This is a genomic window from Trebonia sp., from assembly GCF_030042015.1.
Taxonomy (GTDB): Bacteria; Actinomycetota; Actinomycetes; order Streptosporangiales; family Streptosporangiaceae; genus Trebonia.
Genome location: NZ_JASIAL010000091.1, coordinates 1 through 26,427, shown reverse-complemented (window position 1 = coordinate 26,427; position 26,427 = coordinate 1). Strand labels below are relative to the sequence as shown.

Genomic DNA, 26,427 nt, shown 5'->3' with positions numbered 1-26,427 from the left:
CGCGGGCACGGCCGGAGGCGCGGACGGTGCGGGCACGGCCGGGGGCGCGGGCGGCGACGGCGGCGTGGCGGGCGACCGGGCGGACGACGACGTGACGGCGGGCTACGACTGGTCGCAGGCCGAGAGCGAGCTGCGCGACGTGCTCCCGTCGATGTTCGTCGACGACGCGGGATCCACCTCGGCCGGGATCGAGGAGGCCCGCGCCTACGACGCGGAGGGCGCCGGGCTGACGCTCGCCGACGTGGCCGGGATGACCGAGGTCAAGCAGCGGCTTGAGGCGGCGTTCCTCGCGCCGATGCGCAACCCGGAACTGCGCAAGCTCTACGGCAAGTCGCTGCGCGGCGGGCTGCTGCTGTACGGGCCGCCGGGGTGCGGCAAGACGTTCGTCGCCCGCGCAGTGGCCGGCGAGCTCGGCGCGCGGTTCATCACGGTCTCGTTCGCCGACCTGGTCGACATGTTCGTCGGCCGCAGCGAGCGGAACATCCACGAGCTCTTCGAGGTCGCCCGCCGCAACGCCCCGTGCGTGCTGTTCCTCGACGAGGTTGACGCGATCGGGCAGAAGCGCTCGCAGCTGCGGAACACGCCGATGCGTTCGGCCGTGAACCAGCTGCTGCTCGAGCTCGACGACGTGGCGAACGACAACACGGGGGTGTTCCTGCTCGCGGCGACCAACCACCCGTGGGACGTGGATTCCGCCTTGCGCAGGCCCGGCCGGTTCGACCGGACGCTGCTCGTGCTGCCGCCCGACGGGCCGGCGCGGGAGGGGGTCTTCCGCTACCACCTGCGGGAGCGGCCGGTCGCCGGGATCGACCTGGCGAAGCTGGCCAAGATCACCGACGGGTACTCCGGCGCCGACATCGCGCACATCTGCGAGACCGCCGCCGAACGCGCGCTGCTCGACTCGGTGCGCCGCGGCGAGCCGCGGCTGATCGGGCAGGCTGACCTGGAGGCGGCGGTGGCCGAGGTGAAGCCGTCCCTTGGCACCTGGTTTGACACCGCGCGCAACGTCGCGCTGTTCGCCAACGAGGGGGGCGCATACGATGAGCTGGTCGCATATTTGCGGAAGCGCCGGCTGATTTGACGGACCCCTGCTGACGGAACTGGCGATTTGACGGATCTCACCCAGGAGCTGGCGCGCGCCGCCACAATGCTCGACCTCGGGCGCTATGACGAGGCTTCGAGCCTGCTTGCCCGTGTGGTCTCCGCCGAGCCTGGCAGCAGCCGGGCCTGGTGCCTGTTCGCCCGCGCGCATCTGGGCGCGGACCGCTACCAGGCCGCGGTCGACGCGGCCAACCGGGCGGCGGCGATCGAGCCGACCGAGGAGTGGCCGCACCGGCTTGCCAGCAACGCGCTGATGCACCTCGGCAGCCACGCCGAGGCGCTGCGCGCGGCCAGCGAGTCACGGCGGCTCGCCCCCTCGTACTGGCAGACCCACGTCTGCGTCGCGCAGGCCGCGCTCGCCGCGTCCCAGCCGGCCCTGGCCGCGACGGCCGCGGCGGAGGCGCGCAGGCTCGCCCCGAACGAGCCCGACGTGCACTTCCTGTCGGGCAAGGTGGCGCTCGCCCGCGGGGACCTGGACGGCGCCCGCGAGCACCAGGAGCGCGCGCTGGCGCTCGACCCGGTGCACAGCGGGGCGATGAACGAGCTGGGCCGGATCAGGCTGCGGCGGCACGACACCGCGGGCGCGATCAGGCACTTCATCAGCGCGGCCCGCGCCACGCCAGGCGAGCACATCTACAGCAGGAACATCGACGTGGTCATCCTGCGCACCGTGTCCCGGATGATCTACATCTTCGTGCTGATCGCGCTGATCCTGCTGTGGGTGCCCGCCGTGGCGCACGTGGACAGGTTCCCTTTCGCCGTCGGCTTCGGCGTGCTCGCGGTCGGGATCGTGGTGAGCTTCCTCGTCATGGTGCTGAGGCTGCCGCGGGAGGCGCGGCGCCTGGTCGGCCGCACGCTGCGCACCCGCCGGGTGGCGGCCGCGCTCGCGGTCGCCGTCGGCGGCGTCGCGGTCGCGTTCGCGGCCGTCGCGTTCGTCCCGTCGGCCGAGCTGCCGCAGACGCTGCCTGTCGCGATCATCATCACGATCGCCGCCCGGATAGCCGCCACCGCCCGGCTGCGCTCGCCGCTCGGCAAGAACCAGCAGGGCTCCCCAGCGGGCCGTCCCCCTGGCGGCCCCGCTGGCGGCGCGGCCGGCGGTCCCGCCGGCGGTCCCGCTGGCGGCACGGCCGGCGGTAACCGGGCGGGCTCCCCGACGCGGCGCTGACGCACCGCGACCCGCTGTATTGACTTGCCTGGCCACAGGGGCATCCAATGGGCACCAGAGCAGGCCAAGCGACGGCAAGGGAGCCAGCGCAATGACCAACCTGGCACGAGTTCTGCCTGACACGCCCCCGGAGCACGCCGACCGCGTGGCGATCAGGCAGGGCGACCTGGCGCTGACCTACGCCGGCCTCACGGCCGCGGCGGGACAGGTCGCGACGTTCCTGCGCAAGGAGGGGATCGCCGCCGGCGACCGGGTCGCCGTGATGCTGCCGAACCTGGCCGCGTTCCCGGTCCTCGCGTACGGCGTGCTCGCCGCCGGGGCGGTGCTCGTGCCGATGAACCCGCTGCTCAAGGGCCGCGAGGTCGAACATTACCTGGGCGACTCCGGGGCCGGGCTGATCTTCGCCTGGGAGCCGGCGGCGGGCGAGGCGGCCAAGGGCGCGGCCCAGGCGGGCGTGCGGGTCGTCGCGGTCGCGGACGCGGATGCCGCGGCGCTGCGGGACGGCATGGATCCGGCGGCCGACTGGGCGGACAAGGACGATGACGATGACGCCGTCATCTTGTACACCTCCGGCACCACGGGCACCCCGAAGGGCGCGCAGCTCACCCACGGCGGGCTGCGGCGCAACGCGGAGATCACGGCGCGCTCGCTGCTCCGCGCCGGCTCCGACGACGTGGTCATGGGCTGCCTGCCGCTGTTCCACGTCTTCGGCCTGACCTGCGGGCTCAATATGGCGCTGATCAGCCACGCCTGCCTGACCCTGCTCCCCCGCTTCGACGCGGGCGCCGCGCTCGAGATGATCAGCCGCGACAAGGTGACTGTCTTCGAGGGCGTGCCCACGATGTACTCCGCCCTGCTGCACCACCCGGGCAGGGACCAGGCCGACGTGTCGTCGCTGCGGGTGTGCGTCTCCGGCGGCGCGGCGCTGCCCGTGGAGGTGCTTCGCGGGTTCGAGGAGGCGTTCGGCTGCATGATCCTTGAGGGCTACGGGCTGTCGGAGACATCCCCCGTCGCCTCGTTCAACCATCCGGACGCGGAGCGCAAGCCGGGCTCGATCGGCACGCCGATCGAGGGCGTGGAAATGCGCCTGGTGGACTCCGCGGGCGCCGACGTGCCCGCCGGCGAGGTCGGCGAGATCGCGATCCGCGGGCACAACGTGATGAAGGGCTACTGGGGGCGGCCGGAGGCGACCGCGGAGGCGATTCCCGACGGCTGGTTCCGCACAGGCGACCTGGCGCGGACTGACTCCGACGGCTACTTCTTCATCGTGGACAGGAAGAAAGAGATGATCATCCGCGGCGGGTACAACGTGTACCCGCGCGAGATCGAGGAAGCGCTCTACGAGCACCCGGCGGTCAGGGAGGTCGCGGTCGTCGGGATCCCGCACGACTCACTCGGCGAGGAGGTCGGCGCGGCGGTCGCGCTCAAGCCAGGCGCGAGCGTAACCGTGGACGAACTGCAGGCGTTCGCCAGGGACCGGGTCGCCGCCTACAAGTACCCGCGCCTGGTCTGGCTCGTCGACGAGCTGCCGAAGGGGCCGACGGGAAAGATCCTGCGCCGCAGCGTCAAGCCCCCGCAGCAGTGAGCCGGGGGCGGGCATGAGCGGCGAGGCCACGGCTGGGACCGCGCCCCCGTCCGGGGGCGGCACGGAGCAGGAAAACGCGGCGGAGGCCGTCGCCTACCTGGACCTGCTGCTGTCGGACGCGGCCCTCGGCGTGCTCCGCCGGTTCGCGCCAGGCGGCTTCGCCGGGCGGCTCGGGCTTGGGCTGGCGCGCCGCCCCCGCGCGGTAGCCGGCCGGGTCGGCGGGCTGGCCGGCGAGCTTGGGTCGATCGCGGCCGGCCGCTCGGACATCGCGCCCGACCGCCGGGACCGCCGGTTCGCCGACCCGGCCTGGACGTCGAACCCGGTCCTGCGCCGGGTCATGCAGGCCTACCTGGCCGGCGGGGAGTTCGCGACCTCGCTGGTAGCCGACGCCCGCCTGGAGGGGGCGGACGCCGAGCGGGCACGCTTCGTCGTCGGCAACCTCATCGACGCCCTCGCGCCGAGCAACAACCCGCTGCTCAGCCCAGCCGCGTGGAAGGCGGTCATCGACACTGGCGGGCTGAGCGCGGTCCGCGGGCTCCGCGCCTTCGCCGCGGACATGGCCGAGCCGCCCCGGATTCCGTCCATGGTGGACCCGGCCGCGTTCGAGGTCGGCCGCGATCTCGCGGTCACCCCGGGCGCCGTCGTGCGGCGGACGGAGATCTGCGAGCTGATCCAGTACTGGCCGGCCACCCCGCAGGTGCACCGCTTCCCGCTGGTCATCGTGCCGCCGATGATCAACAAGTTCTACATCACCGACCTGGCCCCCGGCCGGTCGATGATCGAGTACCTGGCCGGGCAGGGCTTCCAGGTGTTCGTGATCTCCTGGCGCAACCCCGACGCCAGGCACAGGGACTGGGGCCTTGACGCGTACGGGCAGGCGATCGTGTCGGCGCTGTCCGCGGCGCGCACGATCTGCGGGGCGGAGCAGGCGAGCATCGTGTCCCTGTGCTCGGGCGGCATCGCGTCCGCCATGGTCGCCGCCCACCTCGCGAGCACGGGCGCGGGCGCCGAGCCGGGCTCGGGCGGGCTGGCGTCGCTGTTCTGCGGGGTCACGATGCTCGACTCGCCCGGCGCGGCCGGGGCGCCCGGCCCCGCGGCGCTGGCGTCACAGCGGATCCTTGACCGGGCCGTGGCGGCCTCGCGCTCGCGCGGCTACCTGGACGGACGGGCGCTGGCCGAGGTGTTCGCGTGGCTGCGGCCCAACGACCTGATCTGGAACTACTGGGTGAACAACTACCTGCTCGGCCGGCCGCCGCAACCGTTCGACATCCTGTACTGGAACGCGGACACGACCCGGATGACGGCCGCCCTGCACGCCGACTTCATCCGGCTGTTCTCGGCGCGCGCGCTCGCCAAGCCGGGGGCGGCGGCGATGCTGGGCACGCCGGTCGACCTGTCCGCGGTGACCGCGGACGCGTACGTGGTGGCCGGGATCGCCGATCACCTGTGCCCGTGGGAGGGGTGCTACGCCAGCGCCCAGCTGCTCGGCGGGGACGTGCGGTTCGCGCTGTCGACAAGCGGGCACATCGCGTGCATGGTCAACCCGCCGGATAACCCGAAGGCGCGGTTCCGCGCCGCGCCCGTCTCGGGTTCGGCGCCGGACTGGCTCGCCGCCACCCCGGAAGGCCCGGGCAGCTGGTGGGCCGACTACGCGTCGTGGGCCGCCGAGCGCGGCGGCGGGACGAAGGACGCGCCGGACGCGCTCGGCGGGAACGGGTTCACGCCGAGCGACCCGGCTCCCGGCCGGTACGTGCTGGACCGGTAGCGGATGCCTGCCTTCTCCCGTGTGCGCGGGCGTGCCGCGCCCACCACGCGCAGCATCGTCGTCGACGGGCGGCACCTGCGGGTCGACGTGACGACCAGCGCGCCCGCGCCGCGGTCGCTGCTTTCCCGCCAGCGGGAACCGGCGCGGGCGGCGGTGCCGCTGCTGCTGATCAACGGGATCGGCGCCAGCCTTGAGCTGCTGCAGCCGTTCGTGGACGAGCTGCCGCCGCCGGCGGAGGTGATCCGCTTCGACCCGCCGGGCGTGGGCGGCTCGCCCGCGCCCGCCGCGCCATACCGGATCGGCGGCCTGTGCCGGACGATCGCGCGGATGCTCACCGTCCTCGGCTACGACCGCGTCGACGTCCTCGGCATCTCCTGGGGCGGCGCGGTTGCCCAGCACTTCGCCGCGTTCCAGCGTGCCCGCTGCCGGCGGCTGGTGCTCGTGAGCACGGCGACCGGCGCGCTGATGGTGCCGGCCAAGCCGGCCGTGCTGGCCAAGATGGTGACGCCGCGCCGGTACCTGGACCCCGGCTACCTACGCGCGGTCGCGCCGCTGCTGTACGGCGGGTCGGCGCGGCAGGACCCGGACCGGATACGGGAGTTCATGCACGCCGACAGCCGCGTCGGCGCGTCCAGGGGCTACCTGTACCAGCTGGCCGCGGGGGCGGGCTGGACGAGCGTGCCGTTCCTTCCGCTGATCCGCCAGCCCGCGCTGATCATGTCGGGTGACGACGATCCGCTGATCCCGCTGCCGAACGCGCGGCTGCTGCACGCGCTGATCCCCCGGTCGCAGCTGTACGTCTACCACGGCGGGCACCTCGGCCTGGTGACCGAGGCGGCCGAGCACGCACCGGTAATCGCACGTTTCCTTGGAGAGCCTGATGAGTGACTTCACTGACTTCTACGGGATCGAGCAGCTGCTGACCGGCGCCGGGCGTGACGCGGTGCAGCGGACCAGGGACTTCATGGCCAAGGAGGTGGAGCCGGTCATCAACCGGCTGTGGACGCGCGAGGAGTTTCCCTTCGAGCTCATCCCTGGCATCGCCGCCCTCGGCATCACCGGGGTCGCCTACGAGGGCTACGGCTGCCCCGGCGGCGGCCCGCTGCTCGACGGGGTGCTCGCGATGGAGATCGCCAGGTCCGACCCCTCCATGTCCACGTTCATGGGCGTGCACAGCGGGCTGGCGATGGGGTCGGTCTACCTGTGCGGCTCGCCTGAGCAGAAGGAACGCTGGCTGCCCCCGATGGCGCGGCTCGAGAAGATCGGCGCGTTCGGGCTGACCGAGCCGGACGTCGGCTCCGGCGTGGCCGGCGGGCTCACGACGACCGCCAGGCGGGAGGGCGACGAGTGGGTGATCGACGGCCAGAAGAAGTGGATCGGGAACGCGACCTTCGCCGACTACATCATCATCTGGGCGCGTGACGTCGGCGACGGCCAGGTCAAGGGGTTCGTCGTCGAGAAGGGGACGCCTGGCCTGTCCACCACCAAGATCAAGGACAAGATCGCGCTGCGCGTCGTGCAGAACGCCTACATCACGCTGGACGGCGTCCGGGTCCCCGAGGCTAACCGCCTGCAGCAGGCGACGTCCTTCCGGCAGACCGCCGCGGTGCTGCGGCTCACCCGGGCAGGCGTGGCCTGGCAGGCGGTCGGCTGCTCGATGGGCGCCTACGAGCACGCGCTGGCGTACGCGAAGGAGCGCGAGCAGTTCGGCAGGCCGATCGCGGGCTTCCAGCTCGTGCAGGACCTGCTCGTGCGGATGCTGGCGAACATCACCGCGTCGGCGTGCATGTGCGCGCGGCTCGCCCAGCTGCAGGCCGCGGGCGAGGCCCGCGACGAGCACTCCGCGCTGGCCAAGGCGTTCTGCACGGTGCGGATGCGGGAGACCGTCGGTTACGCGCGCGAGCTGCTCGGCGGCAACGGGATCCTGCTCGAGCACCAGGTGGGCCGGTTCGTGGCCGACGCCGAGGCGATTTACTCCTACGAGGGCACCCGCGAGATCAACACCCTGGTGGTCGGCCGGGCGATCACCGGCCTGTCCGCCTTCGTCTGAACGCTGCCCGGCGCGGGTTTTTGACATGATGGTGCCGTGCCCTGGACAGCACCCGAGGTGACCAGGCCCGACGTGCCGCTGGCAGCCGGCGAGCGCGCCATGCTGCAGGCGTTCCTCAACTGGCACCGGGCGACGCTGCTGTACAAGTGCCAGCGGCTGACCGGCGAGCAGCTGGCGCAGCGCTCCGTGCCGCCCTCTGACCTGTCCCTGCTCGGGCTGATCCGGCACATGACCCGGGTGGAACGCACCTGGTTCCGGCAGCGGTTCGCCGACGAGCTCGTCCCTGACGCCTACGAGCGGGACGCCGCGTTCACGGCGGCCGACCCGGCGCGGGCGGCCGCCGACTACGCGCGGTTCACGCAGGAGTGGAAGCTCGCCGACGCCGCCGCCGCGAACGCGCCGCTTGAGGCGACGTTCAGCCACAACGGCCAGACGATGTCGCTGCGCCTGATCTACCTGCACATGATCGAGGAGTACGCGCGCCACCTCGGCCACGCCGACCTGCTGCGCGAGCGCATCGACGGCGCGACCGGCGTGTGACCGCCCGCCCGGGCTGGCGGCGGGGCCCCCAGCGCCAAGCCTATTGCAATGCCAGGAACTTAAGCCGCCCAGCCTGCCGACGGACAAACCACCCATACCGGGCGCGGTCCGCGGGCGCTGGCCAAGATAGGAGCCGAGCGGCATGCGGAAATCGGTATAAAACGGGCAATAAAGCTGCGGCCCGGGTCCTAAGTTCCCGGTGCCGTCCCACTATCTGAGACGCCCGCCGGCCAGCCGCCCGCGCCCCGGCCAGCCGGCCGCGCCCTTGTCGCACTGCTCACACGCACATCAGCTGTCCAGGTGACATGCACCTGAGGGAGCGGCGACGCAGCCCCTTAACTGGCCTCGTCTGATCGGGTTCCGCCCGGGCCTGCCCGCCGCTGCGCCCGGCCGCCCGGGCAACCGCGTGAGTACCCAGCCCGCACCCGCCAGCCGGCATCAGGGCCCGCGACCCGCAAGGGGCCGCGGGCCCTGATCTTGTTGTCAACCCGGCACACGGCGTGTCATGCGGGGACGGGCGCCAAGTGCCCCACCGGGGCGGAATCAGGGCCGCAAGCGCCCGGCATCCTCGGCCGGTTGTGACCTGAGCGCGGGGCCGCACCGGGGATGGCTAGGCTTAATCCGGAGCGAAGGAGGAGCGAAGAGTCGTGTACCGCTGGTACGGCCTTGACGATGTGCCCGCTGGCTGGGGCGAGTCCGTCGTCACGATCGGCAAGTTCGACGGCGTGCACCGGGGCCACCAGCGCATCGTGGCCCGTGCGGCGCAGCTCGGCCGGGAGCGGAACCTGCCCGTCGTGGTGGTCACCTTTGATCCGCATCCGGACGAGGTGGTCAGGCCGGGCAGCCATCCGCCGTTCCTCACCTCCGCGCGCCGCAGCACCGAACTGCTCGCCAGCCTCGGCGCGGAAGCCGTCTGCGTGCTGCCGTTCACGCTGGAATTCTCCCGGCTCGACCCCGACGAGTTCGTGCGCACCGTGCTCGTCGAAGGCCTGCACGCGGCGGCGGTCGTCGTCGGCGAGGACTTCCGGTTCGGTCATAAGGCCGCGGGCGACGTCCAGCTGCTCGCGAAGCTCGGTGAGAAGTACGACTTCACCACCGAGGCCTTGCCGCTGCTGGTCGCCGACGGCGTGACCGCCTCGTCGACGTCGATCAGGCAGCTGCTCGCGGCCGGCGACGTGGCGGCGGCCGCGACGGTGCTCGGCCGGCCGCACCGGGTGGAGGGTGTCGTGGTCAGGGGCCACCAGCGCGGCCGCGCGCTCGGGTTCCCGACGGCGAACCTGGAGATGCCGCCGCATACCGCGATCCCCGCGGACGGGGTCTACGCCGGGTGGCTGGCCAGCCTGGACGCCGACGGCCGTGACGTGCAGCGGTGGCCGGCGGCGATCTCCATCGGCACGAACCCGACGTTCGGCGAGGGGGAGCAGACGGTCGAGGCGTACGCGCTCGACCGCGACGACCTCGACCTGTACGGCGTGCACGCGGCGATCGACTTCACCATCCGGCTGCGCGGCATCCGCCGCTTCGACTCGGTCGACGCGCTGGTCGAGCAGATGTGCCGGGACGTCGAGCAGGCGCGCGGCCTCACCGCATAGCAGCGCATAGCAGCAGGCAGGCCCGCGCTCGTGGTACTGTGAAACGCTGCCGGTCACGACCGGCCGGGATGTGCTGCACCCTCAAGTGGCCGTCCCGCGGGGAAACCATCTCACCAAAGCCTAAGGAGCCACGTGCCGCTCGACGCCGAAGTCAAGAAGCAGATCTTTGCGGAGTACGCGACCAGTGAGGGTGACACCGGTTCGCCGGAAGTCCAGATCGCGCTGATGACCCGCAGGATCAACGACCTGAACGAGCACCTGAAGGTGCACCAGCACGATCACCACAGCCGGCGCGGCCTGCTGCTGCTGGTGGGCCGCCGCCGTCGGCTGCTGACCTACCTGCGCAACACGGACATCACCCGCTACCGCACGCTGATCGAGCGGCTGGGTCTGCGCAGGTAACGCAGGTGCGTTCCCGCCGGGTCGCGCTTGCTGGACCCGGTGACTGCGGGCCGGTAACGTTGGCTCTGGCCCGCGTGATAACAGAAGAGAAGCGATAAAGCACATCCCGTAGCCCCCGGCCGAGCGCCTGGGCCGGTCCTCGGTAGTGGTCCCCGGGTCCTCGCCGCGGCAGCGCTGGCAGCGCGGCAATCGCGTTAAGGCGACTCCCGACCCGAGGGCTTCGATCGAAGACCGGCCGGCGTCCCCGCTGGAGCACAACTAGCTAGCCTGGAACACTCCGAACACAAAGCGGGCGCCAGAGCCGACCATGGCACGGCGGCGGGTGGGTGCGGGATCTACCGCAAGGAGGTCTCACCCGTGAAGGGTGTGAAGAGCGCCGAAGCCGTCATCGACAACGGCGAGTTTGGCGTACGCAAAATCAGGTTTGAGACGGGCAGGCTGGCCCGTCAGGCGTCGGGTTCGGCACTGGCCATCCTGGACGACGAGACCGTCGTCCTGTCCGCCACCGTCGCCAGCAAGCAGCCGAAGGAAGGCCTGGACTTCTTCCCGCTCACCGTCGACGTCGAGGAGCGGATGTACGCGGCGGGCCGGATTCCCGGCTCGTTCTTCCGCCGCGAGGGCCGTCCGTCCGAGGACGCGATCCTCACCTGCCGGCTCATCGACCGGCCGCTGCGCCCGAGCTTCGTCAAGGGCCTGCGCAACGAGATCCAGATCGTCGAGACGATTCTGGCGCTTGACCCGCGGGACATGTACGACGTGGTGGCGATCAACGCCGCGTCCATGTCGACCCAGCTGGCGGGCCTGCCGTTCTCCGGCCCGATCGGCGGTGTCCGGGTCGCCCTGATCAAGGACCAGTGGGTGGCGTTCCCGACGTACGACCAGCTCGGCCAGGCGACGTTCGACATGGTGGTCGCGGGCCGGGTGCTTGAGGACGGCGACGTCGCGATCATGATGGTCGAGGCGGAGTCCACGCCGGAGACGCTGAAGCTGCTCGCCGATGCGGAGACGTCCGGCGCGGTCGCGCCCGACGAGGAGACCGTCGCCGAGGGGCTCGAGGCCGCCAAGCCGTTCATCGCGGCGCTGTGCGAGGCGCAGACGATCCTCGCCGCCGAGGCGGCCGAGGCGGGCATCAGCCCGGCGGGCACCGCCGACTTCCCGGTCTTCGTCGACTACACCGAGGACGTCTACGAGGCCGTGAGCAACGCGGTCTCCGACGAGCTCGCCAAGGCGCTGACGATCGCGGGCAAGCACGACCGCGAGGCCGAGCAGGACCGGGTGAAGGCCCTGGCGCAGGAACGGCTCGCCGAGCACTTCGGCGAGGAAGGCCGCGAGAAGGAGATCAGCGCGGCCTTCCGGAGCCTGACCAAGAAGCTGGTCCGCGAGCGGATCATCAGGGACGGCCTGCGCATCGACGGCCGCGGCCTCACCGACATCCGGCCGCTGGCCGCCGAGGTCGGCGTGCTGCCCCGGGTGCACGGCAGCGCGCTGTTCGAGCGCGGCGAGACCCAGATCCTCGGCGTCACCACGCTGAACATGCTGCGCATGGAGCAGATGATCGACACGCTCAACCCTGAGCGCACCAAGCGCTACATGCACAACTACAACATGCCGCCGTACTCGACGGGCGAGACCGGCCGGGTCGGGTCGCCGAAGCGCCGCGAGATCGGCCATGGCGCGCTCGCCGGGCGCGCGCTGATCCCCGTGCTGCCGACGCGCGAGGAGTTCCCGTACGCGATCAGGCAGGTCTCAGAGGCGATCGGCTCGAACGGCTCGACCTCGATGGGGAGCGTCTGCGCCTCGACGATGTCGCTGCTCAGCGCGGGCGTGCCGCTGAAGGACATGGTCTCGGGCATCGCGATGGGCCTGATCAACGAGGGCGGCCAGTACGTCACGCTCACCGACATCCTCGGCGCCGAGGACGCGTTCGGCGACATGGACTTCAAGGTGGCCGGCACCGAGCAGGTGGTCACCGCGCTGCAGCTCGACACCAAGCTGGACGGCATCCCCGCCTCCGTGCTCGGCGCCGCGCTGAAGCAGGCCCGCGCCGCGCGGCTGACGATCCTTGGCGTGATGCGCGAGGCGATCAGCGAGCCGGGCGAGATGTCGCCGTACGCCCCGCGGATCATCACGCTGAAGGTCCCGGTGGACAAGATCGGTGAGGTCATCGGCCCGAAGGGCAAGATGATCAACTCGATCCAGGATGAGACGGGCGCCGAGATCACGATCGAGGACGACGGCACGATCTATGTCGGCGCGACCGACGGCCCGTCCGCCGAGGCCGCCAGGTCGGCGATCAACGCGATCGCCAACCCGCATGTCCCCGAGGTCGGCGAGCGGTTCCTCGGCACGGTCGTGAAGACGACGACGTTCGGCGCGTTCCTGTCGCTGCTGCCGGGCAAGGACGGGCTGCTGCACGTCACGCAGATCCGCAAGCTGCACGGCGGCAAGCGGATCGAGAACATCGACGACGTGATCCATGTCGGCGACAAGATCCAGGTCGAGATCCGCGAGATCGACGACCGCGGCAAGCTGTCGCTTGTCCCGGTCGAGGTGCTTGAGCGGGAGGCGGCCGGCGAGGACCTGTCAGGCGGGGAGTCGCACGGGGACCGCGGCGAGCGCGGGGACCGCGGCGACAGGCCGCCGCGCGACCGCGGCGACCGTTACGACCGCGGCGACCGGGGTGACCGTGGGGAGCGAGGGGAAGGCGACGGTTCCCGCCGCATCCGGCACCGCTCTCGTGGGCACCACGAATAAATGGGTACCGAACGGACCGTTAGTTCCCCTGAAGCCGCCAGCCAGTCTGCGGTGCGCACGTCGGTCCTCCCGGGCGGCCTGCGCGTGGTCTCGGAGTTCCTGCCCGCGGTGCGGTCGGTGGCGCTGGGCATCTGGGTCGGCGTCGGGTCGCGGGACGAGGACACCGCGCATGCGGGCGCGACGCACTACCTGGAACACCTGCTGTTCAAGGGCACGCGCAAGCGGACCGCGCTGGAGATCTCGTCCGAGATGGACGCGGTGGGCGGTGAGATGAACGCGTTCACCGGCAAGGAGTACACGTGCTACTACGCGCGGGTGCTCGACGCCGACCTGCCGCTGGCGATCGACGTGCTGTCCGACATGGTGACCGCGTCGCTGATCGCGCCGCGCGATGTCGACGCCGAGCGGAACGTCGTGCTCGAAGAGATCGCCATGAACGAGGACGACCCCGCGGACTCGGTGCACGAGGCGTTCACCACGCACCTGTTCGGGGACACGCCGCTCGGCCGGCCGATCCTGGGGACCGTCGACTCGATCAACGCGATCACCAGGGAGCAGATCTACGAGCACTACGTCGCCCGCTACACGCCACCGCACCTCGTGGTGGCCGCGGCCGGCAACCTGGACCACGACGTTCTGGTGGCCGGCATCCAGGCGGCGTTCGGCCCGGTGCTCGCCGACGCCGACGCTGCCGAGCCCGCCCCGCCGCGGCTGCGCGGCTCCGGCGGCCTGTGGGACGGCTACGGGCCGGCGGCCGGGACAGGCGTGAAGCTGGTGTCGCGGTCAATCGAGCAGGCCAACCTCGTGCTCGGCTGCGAGGGGCTGGCCAGGACCGACGAGCGAAGGTTCGCGCTCGGCGTGCTCAACGCGGCGCTCGGCGGCGGCATGTCGTCCCGGCTGTTCCAGGAGGTCCGGGAGAAGCGCGGCCTGGCGTACTCGGTCTACAGCTTCTCCGCCCAGCACGCCGACACCGGGCTGTGGGGGATCTACGTGGGCTGCCTGCCGTCCAAGGCCGACGAGGTGCTGTCGATCTGCGCCGACGAGATAGCCAAGGTCGTCGCGGGCGGGCTGTCCGACGCCGAGCTGCAGCGCGGCAAGGGCCAGGTCCGCGGCGGGATCGTGCTCGGCCTTGAGGACCCGTCCTCGCGGATGACCCGGCTCGGCAAGTCCGAGCTGGTCTACCCCAGGCTCGAGCCGGTCGACGAGGTGCTCGCCGCCGTCGAGGCGGTCACCCACGACGACGTGCGCGCGATCGCCGCCGACGTGCTGACCCGGCCGAAGGCGCTGGCCGTCGTCGGCCCCTTCGACGATGCGGACGCCTTCACGGGTTCGCTCGGCTAGCCCGGGAGGCCAGCGATGATCGGCGTCGGCGTGCTGGGGGCCCGAGGGCGGATGGGCCGCGAGGTATGCGCGACCGTCGAGGCCGCGCCGGACATGCGGCTCGCGGCGCAGGTCGACCACGGCGACGGGCTCGACCCGCTGGCCGGCTGCGACGTCGTCGTGGACTTCACCCACCCCGGCGCGGTGATGGACAACCTGCGCTGGTGCGTCGGGCACCACCTGACCGCCGTCGTCGGCACCTCCGGGTTCGGCGATGACCGGCTGGCGCAGGTGCGGTCCTGGACGGAAGCGGTTCCCGGCGTCCGGGTGCTTGTCGTGCCCAACTTCTCGATCGGCGCGGTTCTCATGATGCGGTTCGCCGCCCAGGCGGCCCGGTTCTTCGAGTCCGCCGAAGTCATCGAGCTGCATCACGCGTCCAAGCTGGACGCGCCGTCGGGGACCGCGCTGCGGACGGCGGGGCTGATCGGCGAGGCCAGGGCCAAGGCCGGGCTCGGCGCGCCGCCGGACGCCACCGAGCGGCAGCTGGCCGGCGCGCGCGGCGCGTCGGTCGACGACGTGCACGTGCACTCGGTCCGGCTGGCGGGGCTGGTCGCGCGCCAGGAGGTGCTGTTCGGCGGGCACGGGGAGACGCTGACGATCAGGCACGATTCGCTGGACCGTGCCTCCTTCATGCCAGGCGTGCTGCTCGCGGTCCGCGGCGTGGCGTCGCTGCCGCCCGGCCTGACCGTCGGCGTCGAGCCGCTGCTCGGACTCGACGAGGTTCCGTGACCGCCGCGGCGGGCGCGTAGTCTCGCGGGTATGTGCCGCAGCATCAAGACCCTGCGCCCGCCCTACGCGGACCAGGTGACCGACTCCGACATCCGCGCCGCCGCCCTCCAGTACGTGCGGAAGATCAGCGGATTCCGGGCGCCCGCCGCCCGCAACGCCGCCGCCTTCGAGGCGGCCGTCGACGAGATCACCGCCGCGACAGGCCGGCTGCTCGCCTCGCTCGAGGTGCGCCAGGCCAAGGTGTTATCCCGGTCACGGCATGCCACGGGCGCTTGCGGGTAGTCACTAGTCATGGGGGTCATGCGGCTTATCCTCAACATCATCTGGCTGATCCTGTGCGGGTGGTGGATGGCGATCTTGTACTTTCTCGCGGGGATCATCTGTTTCGTCCTGATCATCACGATCCCGTTCGGGATCGCCGCGTGGCGGATCGCCGCGTACGTGCTCTGGCCGTTCGGCCGGTCGATAGTCTGGCGGCGCGACGCGGGCATCGCGTCGGTGATCGGCAACGTCATCTGGATCATCCTGATCGGCTGGTGGCTCGCGATCGGCCACCTGACCAGCGGCATCGCGCTGTGCCTGACGATCATCGGCATCCCGCTCGGCCTGGCCGACTTCAAGATGATCCCGATCTCGCTCGTGCCGCTCGGGGTGCGGATCGTCCCGTCAGGCGAGCTGTACCCCGGCTACCACGGCGCCGCCGCCTACTGACCTCCTGGCGGCGGGTCCTTCCGCGCGTACTCCTCGTCGTCATGGAAGTGCCGCGCCCATCGGCGGCCGTCAAGCATGCTCAGCACCCTAATGTGGCGGATCTCGAGCACGAACAGCACCAGGGCGGTCGCCGCCCCGGCGACCAGCAGCCGCCCCTGGCCGGCCGCGGCGCCGATCGCGGTGGCGGCGAAGATGGCGGCCGCGGTGGTCAGGCCCATCACGACCTGCTGCCCGCCGAGCGCCTGGTGGAGCACCAGGCCGCCGCCGATGAAGCCGATCCCGGTGATCGCGCCCGCCAGCACGTTGGGCGCGCCGTGCGCCGCGATGATCCCGATGACGCCGGCGCCCGTGCCGACCAGGGCGAAGACCCGGTCTCCGGTCGGCGCGCCGCGCAGGTCCCGCTCGAAGCCCAGCAGGTAGGTAAGCGCCATGGCGATGACCAGGTGACCAGTGTCGGCCCAGCTCAGTGCCATCACCCGGCCCCGCGGACCGTCGGCACGTAGACGGCGCCGCCGTAGGACGCGGCCGCGCCGGAACCCCGGGCAGTGACGGCGGCAGCCACCCGTAGGGCCATGGGCGGGGGCAGGTAGCCGGGCACGGCGGACGGCGGGACGAACCGGAACTCGTCGAGTTCCGCCTCCTGCAGCACGATGGCCGACGGGTCGGCGAGCACGCCGCCGTCGAAGACGAACGCGATCATCGGCTTCGGGCGCGGCCCTTCCGGGGCGACCCAGTCGACGGCAAGCAGCGGGCCCACGGGCACGTCGATGCCGAGTTCTTCGCGCACCTCCCGCGCGCAGCCGGCGTGCGGGGGCTCACCGTCTTCCAGGATGCCGCCCGGCAGCGACCAGTGCGCGCGATAGTTCGGCTTGACCAGCAGCACTTCCCCAGCTGGCGCGCTGATCAGCGCCGCCGCCGTCCCGTACGCGGTCGGCAGCGACGCGTACCACACGGCCTCGTCGGTGAACGTCACGCCGCCAGACTAACCGGTAGTAGCCTTTCCCCATGGGGATGGACGAGGAAAGCCGGGTGGAGGTCATCGTCACGACCGACACGTCCGGCGCGCCGCACAAGGCCGGCGAAAGCAAGCTGTACGTGATGTTCGATGCCGCCAAGCCAGAGGCCGGCAAGCTGTATTTCACCGAGGCGGAGTGGGACGCGTTCGTGCTCGGCGTGAAGGACGGCGAGTTCGACCTCGACGAGGACGGGAACCTGCCACCGCTGCCTGAGCCGCGCACCTGACGGCGTCACCAGAGCGCGGCCTGCGCGGCCGACGCCTGCGCGCCCAGCGCGCCTTCGTGGCGCAGCAGCCACTCCTTGCAGTCCAGGCCCCAGCCGTAGCCGGTCAGCGATCCGTCCGCGCCGATCACGCGGTGGCAGGGCAGGATGATCGAGATCGGGTTGCGCCCGTTGGCCAGCCCGACCGCGCGCGCGGCCACCGGGGACTTGCCGAGCGCGGCGGCGATCTGCCCGTAACTGACCGTCTTGCCGTAGGGGATGCCGGCGAGTTCTTCCCACACGGCGAGGGAGAACCGCGTGCCGCGCGGCGCGAGCGGCAGGTCGAACTCGGTGCGCTCGCCGGCGAAGTACCCGGCGAGCTGCTCGGCCGCCGCGGCGAACCCGCCGCGGCGGCGGATCCACCCTGGCCGGATCGCGGCGGAATGCTCGCCCGCGTCCAGCAGGTACAGCCCGCTCAGCGCGCGGTCGCCGCCGGTCAGCAGCAGCCGGCCCACGGGGGAGTCGATGACGTCGTATTCGGTCGGCGCGGCGGGAACCACGTCGGCCGGCAGGAACGGGGTGATCATGGTGAGGTTGCCCCTTGCGGTGTCGGTTGTTCGATGTAAGCCCACAGGTGGTGCAGCGCGTAGGAGCGCCACGGGTGCCAGCGCTCCGCCGCCTCCGCGGCGCCGCCGGCGCCGCCGCCGTCGGCACCGAGCCGGCGCAGTGCCCGCACCGCGCCCGCGTCCGACGGCAGGAACGTGTCGGGGTCGGACAGCGCGCGCATCCGGATGTAGGACGCGGTCCACGGGCCGATGCCCGGCAGCGCGAGCAGCCTGGCGGTCGCCTGGTCGCGGTCCGCGCCCGGGTGCAGCCGGATGTCCCCGGCCGCGAGCGCCGCGGCCAGTCCGACGAGCGCCGCGGCGCGAGAGCGCGGCACCGGCAGCGCGGCGGGGTCCGCCGCGGCGATCGTCGCCGCGTCAGGGAACAAGTGCGTCAGCGACCCGCTGGGTGCCGACAGCGGCTTGCCGTATTCGGCGGCCAGCCGCGCCCCGAGCCGCCGCGCGGCGGCGACGGAGACCTGCTGGCCGAGGACGGCCCGCAGCGCGACCTCGCCGCCGTCCACGTGCCCGGGCGAGCGCCGTCCCGGGCAGGCCCGCGCCAGCGGTCCGAGGACGCTGTCGCGGGCCAGGCAACACGAGACGGCGACCGGGTCCGCGTCCAGGTCGAGCAGGCGCCGGCACCGCTGCACCGCGGCGGTGACGTCACGCAGGTCATCAAGCTCAAGATCGCACTCCACGAAGCTCGCCGCGGGAGCCGGGCGCAGCGAGAGGATGCCGGGACCGTTCGGGAGAGCGATTGTCCTCCTGTATGCGCCGGCGGTCACCTCTTCCACCCCGGGGATCGCGCGCGCGGCGAGGAAGCCGAACATCCGGCCGATGTCGATCGGCGGCCGGTACGGCAGGCGCAGGCGTATCACGCCAGGCGGCGCGGGCGCGGCGTGCCTGGCCGCGCGCTCGCGCAGCAGGGTCGGCGGCGTGTCGAAGACCGCCAGCATCGTCGCGTTGAACTGGCGGATGCTGGCGAAGCCGGCCGCGAACGCGATGTCGCCCATCGGCAGCTTGGTCGTCTCGGCCAGGATCCGGGCGGTCTGCGCCCGCTGCGCCCGCGCGAGCGCGAGCGGGCCGGCGCCGAGTTCCCCCGTCAGCAGGCGGCGGACCTGGCGCTGCTCGTAGCCCAGCTGGCTGGCCAGGCCGCCGACCCCCGCGCGGTCCACGATGCCGTCGGCGATCAGCCGCATCGCGCGGGCGGTGACGTCCGCGCGGATGTTCCATTCCGGCGAGCCCGGGGACGCGTCCGGGCGGCATCGCTTGCAGGCGCGGAATCCGGCCTCCTGCGCGGCCGCGGCCGTCGAGTAGAACCGGACGTTCGCCTGCTTCGGCGTGATGGCCGGGCAGGACGGGCGGCAGTAGATGCCCGTGCTGAGCACGGCGGTGAAGAACACCCCGTCGAACCGCGCGTCCTTGCTGGCCGCGGCCTGGTAGCGCTGCTGGTCGTCCATCACGGTTACCACTGTGCCACCCGCCACGGGGTGACTCTAGCGGAAATCGGACATCGTGGCCCCTTGGGCTGGGCGCGCGCGTATGCGACGCTATCGGTTGGCATCGCCGATTTTTCCGCGTGGGGGTCACCGATGCGCGTTGTTCTGCCCTGGGGCCGGCTGGCGGTCGCCGGCGCGGCGGCGGTCGCCTTGGCCGTGGCGCTGGCGGGGGGCGCCGCCGCGCAGCCGGCGGCGCCCGCGCCCGCCGCGGCGCACGAGGCGTTCCGGCTGTCGGACATCAGGCACGTGTGGGTCATCGAGCTTGAGAACGAGGGGTACACGCAGAGCTTCGGCGACTCGGCGGCCGACCCGTACCTGGCGCGGACGCTGCCAAGCGAGGGCGCGCTGCTGACGAACTTCTACGCGATCGGGCACAACAGCGCGGACAACTACATCGCGCAGATCTCCGGCCAGGCGCCCAACGTGCTCACCCAGGCGGACTGCCCGGTCTGGGTGCCGCTGCCCGACGACATCGTGGGCCCCTACCACCAGGTGCTCGCACCCGAAGGCGGGTGCGTCTTCCCCGCGTCGGTCCCGACGCTGGGCAACCAGCTGTCGGACGCGGGGCTGACCTGGAAGGCGTACCTGGAGGACATGGGGAACGACCCGGCCCGCGACCGGACGGTGGCCACCGCGCAGGGCCCGGCGTGCGGGCACCCGGCCACGTGGGGGGCCGATCACACCGAGGACGCGACCAAGACCGACCAGTACGCGGCGCGGCACGAGGGGTTCATGTTCTTCCGTTCGGTGACCGCGAACGTCAAGTACTGCGCGGCGCACGTCCTGTCGCTGCGGCCGCTGCCGTCCGACCTGTCGGCCGCCGCGAGCACGCCGGCGTTCTCGTGGATCACGCCCAACCTGTGCGACGACGGGCACGACGTGCCCTGCGTGACCGGCCAGCCCGGCGGGCTGCCGCAGATCGACAAGTTCCTGGCCCACTGGGTGCCGCTGATCATGGCCTCGCCCGCCTACAAGGACGGCGGACTGATCCTGATCACGTTCGACGAGGGCAGCACGGACGCGGCGTGCTGCGGGGAGTCGAGCGGGGTCAGCTCCTCGCACCCGAACACCCCGCTGCCCGGCATCGGCGGGCCAGGCGGCGGCGACGTCGGGCTGGTGGCGCTGTCCCCGTTCATCAGGCCGGGCACGGTGTCGGCCGTGGACTACAACGACTACTCGATGCTGCGCACGATCGAGGACATCTTCGGCCTGTCGCACCTGGGCGACGCGGCGATGCCGCAGGTGAAGTCGTTCGGCACGGACGTGTTCACCGGCTAGCCGTCGCCACGCGAGGCGGCTCAGGTCTGCAGGGGCACAAGCTCGCGGGCGAAGCCGGCGACGAATGACTCGAACGACCCGGCCGAATCAGCGCCGGACGCCGGCCGGACGACGAACTTGCTCAGCCCGGCGGCCACGTACGCCTCGATTCCGCGGCGGGCGCCGGCCCACCCGTCAAGGACGAGCGACCCGGGGTCCGTCCCCGGCCGCCGCTGCCCGATCGAGGCGAGCAGCCCGGCCGGCAGCCCGTCAAGCCCGGGCAGCGCGACCGGCAGGCTGATCCCGAAGTGGTCGGGGTCCACCTCCCGCCCCGCCCCGGCCGCGGCGTCCTGGATGACGCGCACCGCGGCGGCGGCCTCGGCCGGGGTGAGCAGCGACCCGAGCCAGCCGTCCGCGAGCCGCCCCACCCGCCGCAGCCCGGCGGGCGCGGACCCGCCAAGCCAGATGTCAAGCGGCTTGCCAGGCGGCGGCCCCACCGACGCGCCCGACACCGAAAAGAACCGCCCGGTGAACGACACCGAAGACGACGTCAGCAGCTGCCGCAGCAGGACGAGCGCCTCGTCGAAAACCGCCGCCCGCTCCCCGGCCGGCACGGGGAACAGGTCCCGCTCGGCGGCGGCCGCGGGCCGCAACCCGAACACCGGCAGCACCCGCCCCGGCGCGAGCCCCGCCAGCGACGCGAGCTGCTTGGCCACGAGCACCGGGTGCCGTCCGGGCAGCACGGAGATCCCGCTGCCCGCCTTCAGCCGCCGCGTCCGGGCCAGCGCGAACGCGATCGCGGTGAACGGCTCGACCGTCGGCCCGTACACGTGCTCGGGCACCCAGAGCGAGTCGATCCCGGCCGCCTCGAGCAGGTCGACGGCCGCGGCGAAGCGGGACGGCTCCGCGCTGGCACCGAGGGAGATTCCGATCCGGACTTTCATTTTTTATCCCGAACGCCAGGTGGCGCCTGTTCAGACCCGCCAGAAATCGTAGGGGTCGCGGCCGGCCTTGAAGCCCGCGGCCTCGACCACGTCGACCGCGAGCTTGAAGCGGTCGCCGACCCGCCGCGGCAGGTGCGCGTCGCTGCCGAACGACACCGCCGTCCCGCCCTCGGCCCGCCACCACTGCACCATGGCGACCGAAGCCAGCGGGGTCTTCGTGTTGATCTCGAGCACCCGCCCGGTCTGCGCGAGCGCCCGCATTACCCACCGGTACTCCTCCTCGAAGTCCTCCTCCCTGAACAGGTGCGGCCCCTTAGGCCAGTAGCGGCGGGGAAAGTCGACGTGCGCGAGCACCTCGAACAGGTCGCTGTCCTCGATCAGCCGCAGGATCTCCGCGAAGTAGTACCCCATCACGTCGTGGTCGGGCATCGAGCCGAACAGCGCGTCGGCCGCCACGAGCTTTCCCTTGTAGGGGACGGCGTGCACCGACCCGAGCACGCGGTCGAAGGCCCGGCCGCGCACGATCGCGCCCGCGCTCGCCGCGAACAGGTGCGCCTCCCCGGCCTCGACGCCAGACAGGATGCGCAGCTCAGGAAAGCGCTCCCGGCACTCCTGCACGGCGGCAAGGTAGCCGGTGACGTCCAGCGGCTTGATCCGGCTCCACCAGCGCGCGTCGGTCGCGACGCCGGCGATCGCGTCGCCCTCGCGGCCGGCGGTGAACTCCAGGTGCTCAGTGAACGCGATCGCCGGCAGCCCGATGGCCAGGGCCTGCTCGCAACTGCGGGTCATCGACGCCTCATGCGAGGTGTCGTACGACCATTCCGTGTGTACGTGATTGTCCGCAGGCAGCACGCTGCTAATTCTTTCATGCCAAGGTCACGCCCCCGCGCCCGCGCGTGTCCCCCGGCGGCCGCGCGTCCCCGTCCCCCGCGGTCGCGCGTCCCCCGCGAGCACCCGCCGTCACTTGCGGCGCCCCAGCACCTCCGGCGCAAGCATCCTCCGTCACACAGGCCCCTCCCGTCCACTTCGCACACTCCTTGCATGGACAAATCGCCCAAAACGGACCCGCAAAAGGTCACAGAGTGTGCGAAGTCGCATGAACGGCACGTAGCGACCGGGCAGGAGTGGGCCGGCTCCTACCAGCGGTCGTCGCGTGGCGGGGCTGACGTGATGACGTAGACCTCGCCGGAACTGGGCGGGCCCTGCGGGTCCGGGCCGGCACCTGGAAAGCCCGGCGTGCCGTAGCCGCCGCGACCCTCGGCGGGCAGTCCGCCGGCGGTGCCGCCGGACTCGCCGTGGGACGCGCCCGAGCCGCCGGCAGGCAACGCGACCTGGCCCTTCTTCCCTGACCTGATCAGCTTCCCCCAGCGCTCTTCCCACTCGGCGGCATCGCCGCCGCAGGACTTGACGTAGGCGATGAGCACCGGCAGCGTGGGCAGCCTGAGCCCGCCCGCCGCCGAGGCCAGCGTCCGCATCGTGTAGTGCGACTTCTCCGCCATCTCGGGATAGTCAAGCCCGGCCTTGGAGCGCAGCACGCGCAAGTCGCGGGCGAACGCGGCGACGTTGTCCGCTTCTATCGAGGCGATCGCGCCCTTGCCGGTCGGCGGCGGATCGGGCAGCGCGCTGTCGCGTTGCCTGATGAGCGGGCCCGCGTTCTGCCACGCGCCGGTGTCATGGGGGCCGGGGTGCGTGGCGCCGCCGGGCGAGGGCTCGCCGAGCCGTCCGCTGCCAGGCCGCCGCTGCTCCTGGCCTGACCGCTGACCCGGCCCCGGCCCCGGCCCCGGCCAGCCGGATCCCTGGTCCCCGCCGGGTTCCCATCGGCCGGTGCCCGCCCTGTCGGGGCGCTGGCGGTACTGGTCAGGACCGGGCTGTCCCGGCCCGTACTGGCCGGGAGGGTAGTAGCCGGGGCCGCCGCCTGGCTGCCCGGGACCCGCCTGCCCCGGTCCCATCGGCCCGGGACCAGCCCAATCCCTCGGCGGCTGGCCGTACCCCGGACCTGGCGCGCCGCGTCCCCGCGGGTCGGGCTCCTGGCCGAAGTGGCCGGCTCCCCGGCCGTACCGGTAGCCGCCAGGAGCGTACGGGTCCGCGCCAGGATGGGGCTGTGCAGCGGGACCATAGGGACCCGCCCCCGGTCCGTACTGCCCAGGGCCGTACTGACCAGGGCCGTACTGGCGGCCCCGCACGTACTGCCCCGGGCCGTAGTGCTCAGAACCGGGCTGCCCCGGCCAGCTCTGCCCGGGGCCGTACTGCGCAGAACCCGGCTGCCCGGGGCCGTACTGCTCAGCACCCGGCTGCCCGGGGCCGTACTGTCCCTGTCCGTAGTGGCCGGGCTCATGCTGGGCGGATCCGTGGTGCCCAGGTCCGTAGTGGGGCGTCCCCGGCCCGTACTGCTGCCCCTGGCCCGGCTGCCCTGGCCCGAACCCGGCGTCAGGCCGGCCAGGCCACCCCGCTGGCTGCCAGGGGTCTTGCCCGTCGGCGCTCGGGGCGCCCCCGCCCGGCTGCGGACCGTGGAACCCGCTAGTTTGCGGTCGCGGGCGCGGGCCACGCGGGGGAGTGGGGCGGGCACCTCCGGGAACCCACGGTTCGTTCGGGATGAAAGCCGAATCGGCCGCGGGGGGGCGCGGACGGTTCGCGCCCATCGGCCGGTACCGGCCCGCGGCCGGGCGCGGCCTCGGCCGGCCGGGGCCTGGCGGTGCGTCCTCCGTGGCGGCCCCCTGCCACGGGCGGGCGTAGGCGAACTGCTCTCGTGGTCCCCCCTGCCGGGACGGCCGGGGCGGGAACCCCGGGCGGGGCGGCGAGGTTCGGTCCGGGCGCGAGCGCGGCGGGCCGGCGGGGAATTCTGCCGAGCGGGGGCTTCCCCCAGCGTAGGCACGGTAACCGGGGTCGACGGAATAGGCGCCCGCGTCCAGGTACGCGTCGTACCCGTAACCGTCCGCGTAGCCGTCGCCATCGGGATACCCGCCGTCCGCGGCCCGGCTCTGCGTGCCCCGGCCGGGTCCGCTGTCCCGACGATTCACCCGGTACCTCCTGGACACTGACCTGCTCGGCGTGGCAGCGGCGGCCATCCGCTGCGCATGTTGAGCACCGACTGGTCGGCGTCTGGAACCAGCCTGTGGCACTCGCCCCCCATACGAGTGTAGGCGGGCGGGGCCGTGCGGACGGTCGCAGCCGGACAATTGCCCCGGTTCGACCACCTTTATTTCGGCGGGCGGCGGCCGTGAGTCCTGCTGGTGCGACGTTAGCGGAGCAGGTTACCCTTGGTAGCAAGGCACGAGCATTTTGCCCGGGCCAACGGCTTTTGCGGCGCACGGGCGCCGCTCGGGAAGTTCGCCTGCGGAGCGGCCATGCTGGCATGGATCGTCTGGCTGATCGTGGCGGCGGTGCTCGGCGTGGCCGAGCTGATGACCACCACGTTCGCGCTTGGCATCATCGCGGTGGGCGCGCTGGTGGCCGCCGGGGTTGGTGCGCTGCATGTCGCGCTGCCCTTCCAGTTGCTCGCGTTCGTGGTGGCGTCGGGGGCGGGGCTCGGCTTCGTCCTTCCGATCGCAAGGCGTCATATCAAGCAGCCCCCGCTGCTCAAGACCGGCCCGGCCGCCCTCGTCGGGCGGTCCGCCAGCGTGCTCGAAGAGGTCACCGGGCAGAGCGGGCGAGTCCGCATCGGCGGTGAGGTGTGGTCGGCGCGCTCCTACGACGAGACCCTCGTCATCCCCGTCGGCCACATGGTCGATGTCATGCAGATCGAGGGCGCTACCGCCCTCGTTTACCCCCGGGAGTAGCCATGGCCGTAATCCTCGCGGAGATCATCATTGCCGTGGTCATCGCCCTCGTCGTCCTGGTGACGGTGATGCGGTCGATCCGCATCGTTCCGCAGGCGCGCGCGCGGAACGTCGAGCGCTTCGGGCGCTACAGAAAGACGCTCGAGCCAGGGATGAACTTCATCATCCCGTTCGTGGACCGGGTCAAGCCCCTGATCGACCTGCGGGAGCAGGTGGTCTCGTTCGCGGGGCAGCCGGTGATCACCGAGGACAACCTGGTCGTGCAGATCGACACCGTGCTGTTCTTCCAGGTGACGGACCCGAAGGCGGCGGACTACGAGATTGTCAACTACATCCAGGCGATCGAGCAGCTCACCGCCACGATGCTGCGCAGCGTGATCGGGTCGATGGACCTGGAGCAGACACTGACGTCGCGCGACAAGATCAACACGCTGCTGCGCGGGGTTCTCGACGATGCGTCGGGTAAGTGGGGGATCCGCGTCACCCGCGTGGAGATCAAGGCGATCGACCCGCCGAAGTCGGTCAAGGACGCGATGGAGAAGCAGATGCGCGCCGAGCGCGAGAAGCGCGCCGCGATCCTCACCGCCGAGGGGACCAGGCAGTCCGCGATCCTGACCGCCGACGGCGACAAGCAGGGCGCCATCTTGCGCGCCGAGGGCGACAAGCAGGCGGCCATCTTGCGCGCAGAAGGCCAGGCGCAGGCGATCTCGCACGTGTTCCAGTCGATCCACCGCAACGACCCCGATCCGAAGCTGCTCGCCTACCAGTACCTGCAGACACTGCCGCAGCTAGCCCAGGGGGCAGGCAACACGTTCTGGGTCATCCCCAGCGAGGTGACGACCGCGCTGAAGGCGGTGACATCGGCGTTCAGCGGAGCGGCAGCCGGGGATGGGCCGGCCGGCGGGGTTTCCGGCGCGGCCGAACCGGTGGTCGCCGATGCCGTCGCCGTTGACGAGGGCGCGAGCGAGGGCGCCGCGGTCACCCCTGCCGCGGCGGCCGCCGCCATGGCGGCCGGCCAGCGCGCGGCAGCGGCGCTGACGGCGGCCGGGATCGGCGTTCCCGGCCAGGTTGCCCCGGGCAACGGCGTCGCGAGCAGCGCCGCGAATGGTGCTGCCCTGCCGCCTGGCGACATCGACTCCCGCTCAGGAGGTTCAGGAGACGAGCGCGACCACGGTGGCGAGGACGACTAGCGCCACGGCGATAAGCGCGGCGAGGACCACCACCCTGGGGGGCCGGGTGCGCCGGGAACCATGGGCCGGGACCCGGGCCACGGCCACCGGCGTCACGCTGGGCGGGGCGGGCGCACGGCGCGCGTCGGCAGCGGCCGGACCGGCGTTGGCGTTGGCGTTGGCGTCGG

At 72.3% G+C, this 26,427-nt stretch carries 25 protein-coding genes and 1 pseudogene; 18 read left to right on the top strand and 8 right to left on the bottom strand.

Features of this window, described 5'->3' with window-relative positions; genetic code table 11:
* The 14 genes from Q1N79_RS04585 to Q1N79_RS04520 all read left to right on the top strand — a co-directional run.
* The coding region (locus tag Q1N79_RS04585; RefSeq protein ID WP_367185029.1) for a 26S protease regulatory subunit at positions 1 to 1,081 on the top strand (1,081 nt) is incomplete at its 5' end.
* Between the two features lie 27 nt (positions 1,082 to 1,108).
* Positions 1,109 to 2,266, top strand: coding sequence for a tetratricopeptide repeat protein (locus tag Q1N79_RS04580; protein ID WP_300604842.1), 1,158 nt, complete (start codon positions 1,109 to 1,111; stop codon positions 2,264 to 2,266).
* A 91-nt stretch (positions 2,267 to 2,357) separates the two neighbouring features.
* Positions 2,358 to 3,851 (top strand): long-chain fatty acid--CoA ligase, encoded by a 1,494-nt coding sequence (locus Q1N79_RS04575; RefSeq protein ID WP_300604839.1) that lies wholly within the window; start codon positions 2,358 to 2,360, stop codon positions 3,849 to 3,851.
* A 13-nt stretch (positions 3,852 to 3,864) separates the two neighbouring features.
* Positions 3,865 to 5,616 (top strand): alpha/beta fold hydrolase, encoded by a 1,752-nt coding sequence (locus tag Q1N79_RS04570; RefSeq protein ID WP_300604836.1) that lies wholly within the window; start codon positions 3,865 to 3,867, stop codon positions 5,614 to 5,616.
* A gap of 21 nt (positions 5,617 to 5,637) precedes the next feature.
* Positions 5,638 to 6,504, top strand: a complete 867-nt coding sequence (gene phaZ / locus Q1N79_RS04565) for a poly(3-hydroxyalkanoate) depolymerase (protein ID WP_300604833.1) — start codon at positions 5,638 to 5,640, stop codon at positions 6,502 to 6,504.
* Entirely contained in the window at positions 6,497 to 7,666 is a 1,170-nt protein-coding gene (locus Q1N79_RS04560) for an acyl-CoA dehydrogenase family protein (protein ID WP_300604831.1), read from the top strand. Before phaZ ends, Q1N79_RS04560 begins: the two co-directional genes overlap by 8 nt.
* Before the next feature lie 36 nt (positions 7,667 to 7,702).
* Complete coding sequence (locus tag Q1N79_RS04555; RefSeq protein WP_300604828.1) at positions 7,703 to 8,206, top strand: DinB family protein; 504 nt, start codon at positions 7,703 to 7,705, stop codon at positions 8,204 to 8,206.
* Positions 8,207 to 8,853: 647 nt separating this feature from the next.
* A complete protein-coding gene (locus Q1N79_RS04550) occupies positions 8,854 to 9,798 on the top strand; it encodes a bifunctional riboflavin kinase/FAD synthetase (RefSeq protein ID WP_300604826.1) in 945 nt (314 codons plus the stop codon).
* A 132-nt stretch (positions 9,799 to 9,930) separates the two neighbouring features.
* Positions 9,931 to 10,200 (top strand): 30S ribosomal protein S15, encoded by a 270-nt coding sequence (gene rpsO / locus Q1N79_RS04545; protein ID WP_300604823.1) that lies wholly within the window; start codon positions 9,931 to 9,933, stop codon positions 10,198 to 10,200.
* 357 nt (positions 10,201 to 10,557) lie between these two features.
* On the top strand, positions 10,558 to 12,954 hold the full coding sequence (locus tag Q1N79_RS04540; RefSeq protein ID WP_300604820.1) for a polyribonucleotide nucleotidyltransferase: 2,397 nt from the start codon (positions 10,558 to 10,560) through the stop codon (positions 12,952 to 12,954).
* Positions 12,955 to 14,295: a pitrilysin family protein gene (locus Q1N79_RS04535; protein WP_300604817.1), complete on the top strand. Its 1,341-nt coding sequence runs from the start codon at positions 12,955 to 12,957 to the stop codon at positions 14,293 to 14,295.
* A 15-nt stretch (positions 14,296 to 14,310) separates the two neighbouring features.
* A complete protein-coding gene (gene dapB, locus Q1N79_RS04530; protein WP_300604814.1) occupies positions 14,311 to 15,063 on the top strand; it encodes a 4-hydroxy-tetrahydrodipicolinate reductase in 753 nt (250 codons plus the stop codon).
* 30 nt (positions 15,064 to 15,093) lie between these two features.
* Entirely contained in the window at positions 15,094 to 15,345 is a 252-nt protein-coding gene (locus Q1N79_RS04525; protein WP_300604811.1) for a DUF2277 domain-containing protein, read from the top strand.
* Positions 15,346 to 15,354: 9 nt separating this feature from the next.
* A complete protein-coding gene (locus tag Q1N79_RS04520) occupies positions 15,355 to 15,774 on the top strand; it encodes a YccF domain-containing protein (RefSeq protein WP_300604809.1) in 420 nt (139 codons plus the stop codon).
* Here Q1N79_RS04520 and Q1N79_RS04515 read toward each other — a convergent pair.
* Both Q1N79_RS04515 and Q1N79_RS04510 read right to left on the bottom strand, forming a co-directional pair.
* Positions 15,768 to 16,247 (bottom strand): MgtC/SapB family protein, encoded by a 480-nt coding sequence (locus tag Q1N79_RS04515; protein WP_300604806.1) that lies wholly within the window; start codon positions 16,245 to 16,247, stop codon positions 15,768 to 15,770. The two genes, Q1N79_RS04520 and Q1N79_RS04515, sit on opposite strands and share 7 nt — an antisense overlap.
* Positions 16,247 to 16,747 (bottom strand): NUDIX hydrolase, encoded by a 501-nt coding sequence (locus Q1N79_RS04510; protein ID WP_300604804.1) that lies wholly within the window; start codon positions 16,745 to 16,747, stop codon positions 16,247 to 16,249. Before Q1N79_RS04510 ends, Q1N79_RS04515 begins: the two co-directional genes overlap by 1 nt.
* A gap of 143 nt (positions 16,748 to 16,890) precedes the next feature.
* On the opposite strand from Q1N79_RS04510, the pseudogene Q1N79_RS30560 reads away from it, so the two are divergent.
* Positions 16,891 to 16,980 (top strand): annotated as a pseudogene (locus Q1N79_RS30560) (DUF397 domain-containing protein); the annotation flags it as partial.
* 41 nt (positions 16,981 to 17,021) lie between these two features.
* On the opposite strand, the gene Q1N79_RS04500 reads toward Q1N79_RS30560, so the two are convergent.
* On the bottom strand, positions 17,022 to 17,579 hold the full coding sequence (locus tag Q1N79_RS04500; protein ID WP_300604801.1) for a methylated-DNA--[protein]-cysteine S-methyltransferase: 558 nt from the start codon (positions 17,577 to 17,579) through the stop codon (positions 17,022 to 17,024).
* The gene (locus Q1N79_RS04495) at positions 17,576 to 19,054 is read right to left on the bottom strand and encodes a DNA-3-methyladenine glycosylase 2 family protein (RefSeq protein WP_300604845.1); all 1,479 of its coding nucleotides are present in this window, start codon (positions 19,052 to 19,054) and stop codon (positions 17,576 to 17,578) included. Before Q1N79_RS04495 ends, Q1N79_RS04500 begins: the two co-directional genes overlap by 4 nt.
* A gap of 132 nt (positions 19,055 to 19,186) precedes the next feature.
* On the opposite strand from Q1N79_RS04495, the gene Q1N79_RS04490 reads away from it, so the two are divergent.
* Positions 19,187 to 20,371 carry an alkaline phosphatase family protein gene (locus Q1N79_RS04490; RefSeq protein WP_300604798.1) on the top strand — a complete coding sequence of 395 codons (1,185 nt, stop codon included), beginning with the start codon at positions 19,187 to 19,189 and terminating at the stop codon, positions 20,369 to 20,371.
* Positions 20,372 to 20,391: 20 nt separating this feature from the next.
* On the opposite strand, the gene Q1N79_RS04485 is transcribed toward Q1N79_RS04490, so the two are convergent.
* From Q1N79_RS04485 to Q1N79_RS04475, 3 genes are all read right to left on the bottom strand, one after another.
* A complete protein-coding gene (locus tag Q1N79_RS04485; RefSeq protein WP_300604795.1) occupies positions 20,392 to 21,294 on the bottom strand; it encodes a TIGR03854 family LLM class F420-dependent oxidoreductase in 903 nt (300 codons plus the stop codon).
* Between the two features lie 30 nt (positions 21,295 to 21,324).
* A complete protein-coding gene (locus Q1N79_RS04480; protein WP_300604792.1) occupies positions 21,325 to 22,146 on the bottom strand; it encodes a PHP domain-containing protein in 822 nt (273 codons plus the stop codon).
* A gap of 284 nt (positions 22,147 to 22,430) precedes the next feature.
* Positions 22,431 to 24,311: a hypothetical protein gene (locus tag Q1N79_RS04475; protein ID WP_300604789.1), complete on the bottom strand. Its 1,881-nt coding sequence runs from the start codon at positions 24,309 to 24,311 to the stop codon at positions 22,431 to 22,433.
* Between the two features lie 327 nt (positions 24,312 to 24,638).
* Here Q1N79_RS04475 and Q1N79_RS04470 point away from each other — a divergent pair, with 327 nt between their 5' ends.
* Both Q1N79_RS04470 and Q1N79_RS04465 read left to right on the top strand, forming a co-directional pair.
* A complete protein-coding gene (locus tag Q1N79_RS04470; RefSeq protein WP_300604786.1) occupies positions 24,639 to 25,070 on the top strand; it encodes an NfeD family protein in 432 nt (143 codons plus the stop codon).
* A 2-nt stretch (positions 25,071 to 25,072) separates the two neighbouring features.
* A complete protein-coding gene (locus Q1N79_RS04465; protein ID WP_300604783.1) occupies positions 25,073 to 26,260 on the top strand; it encodes an SPFH domain-containing protein in 1,188 nt (395 codons plus the stop codon).
* Here the strand turns inward: Q1N79_RS04465 and Q1N79_RS04460 are convergent.
* Positions 26,222 to 26,427: hypothetical protein (locus tag Q1N79_RS04460; RefSeq protein ID WP_300604780.1), on the bottom strand; the 206-nt coding region annotated here is incomplete at its 5' end. The genes Q1N79_RS04465 and Q1N79_RS04460 overlap by 39 nt on opposite strands.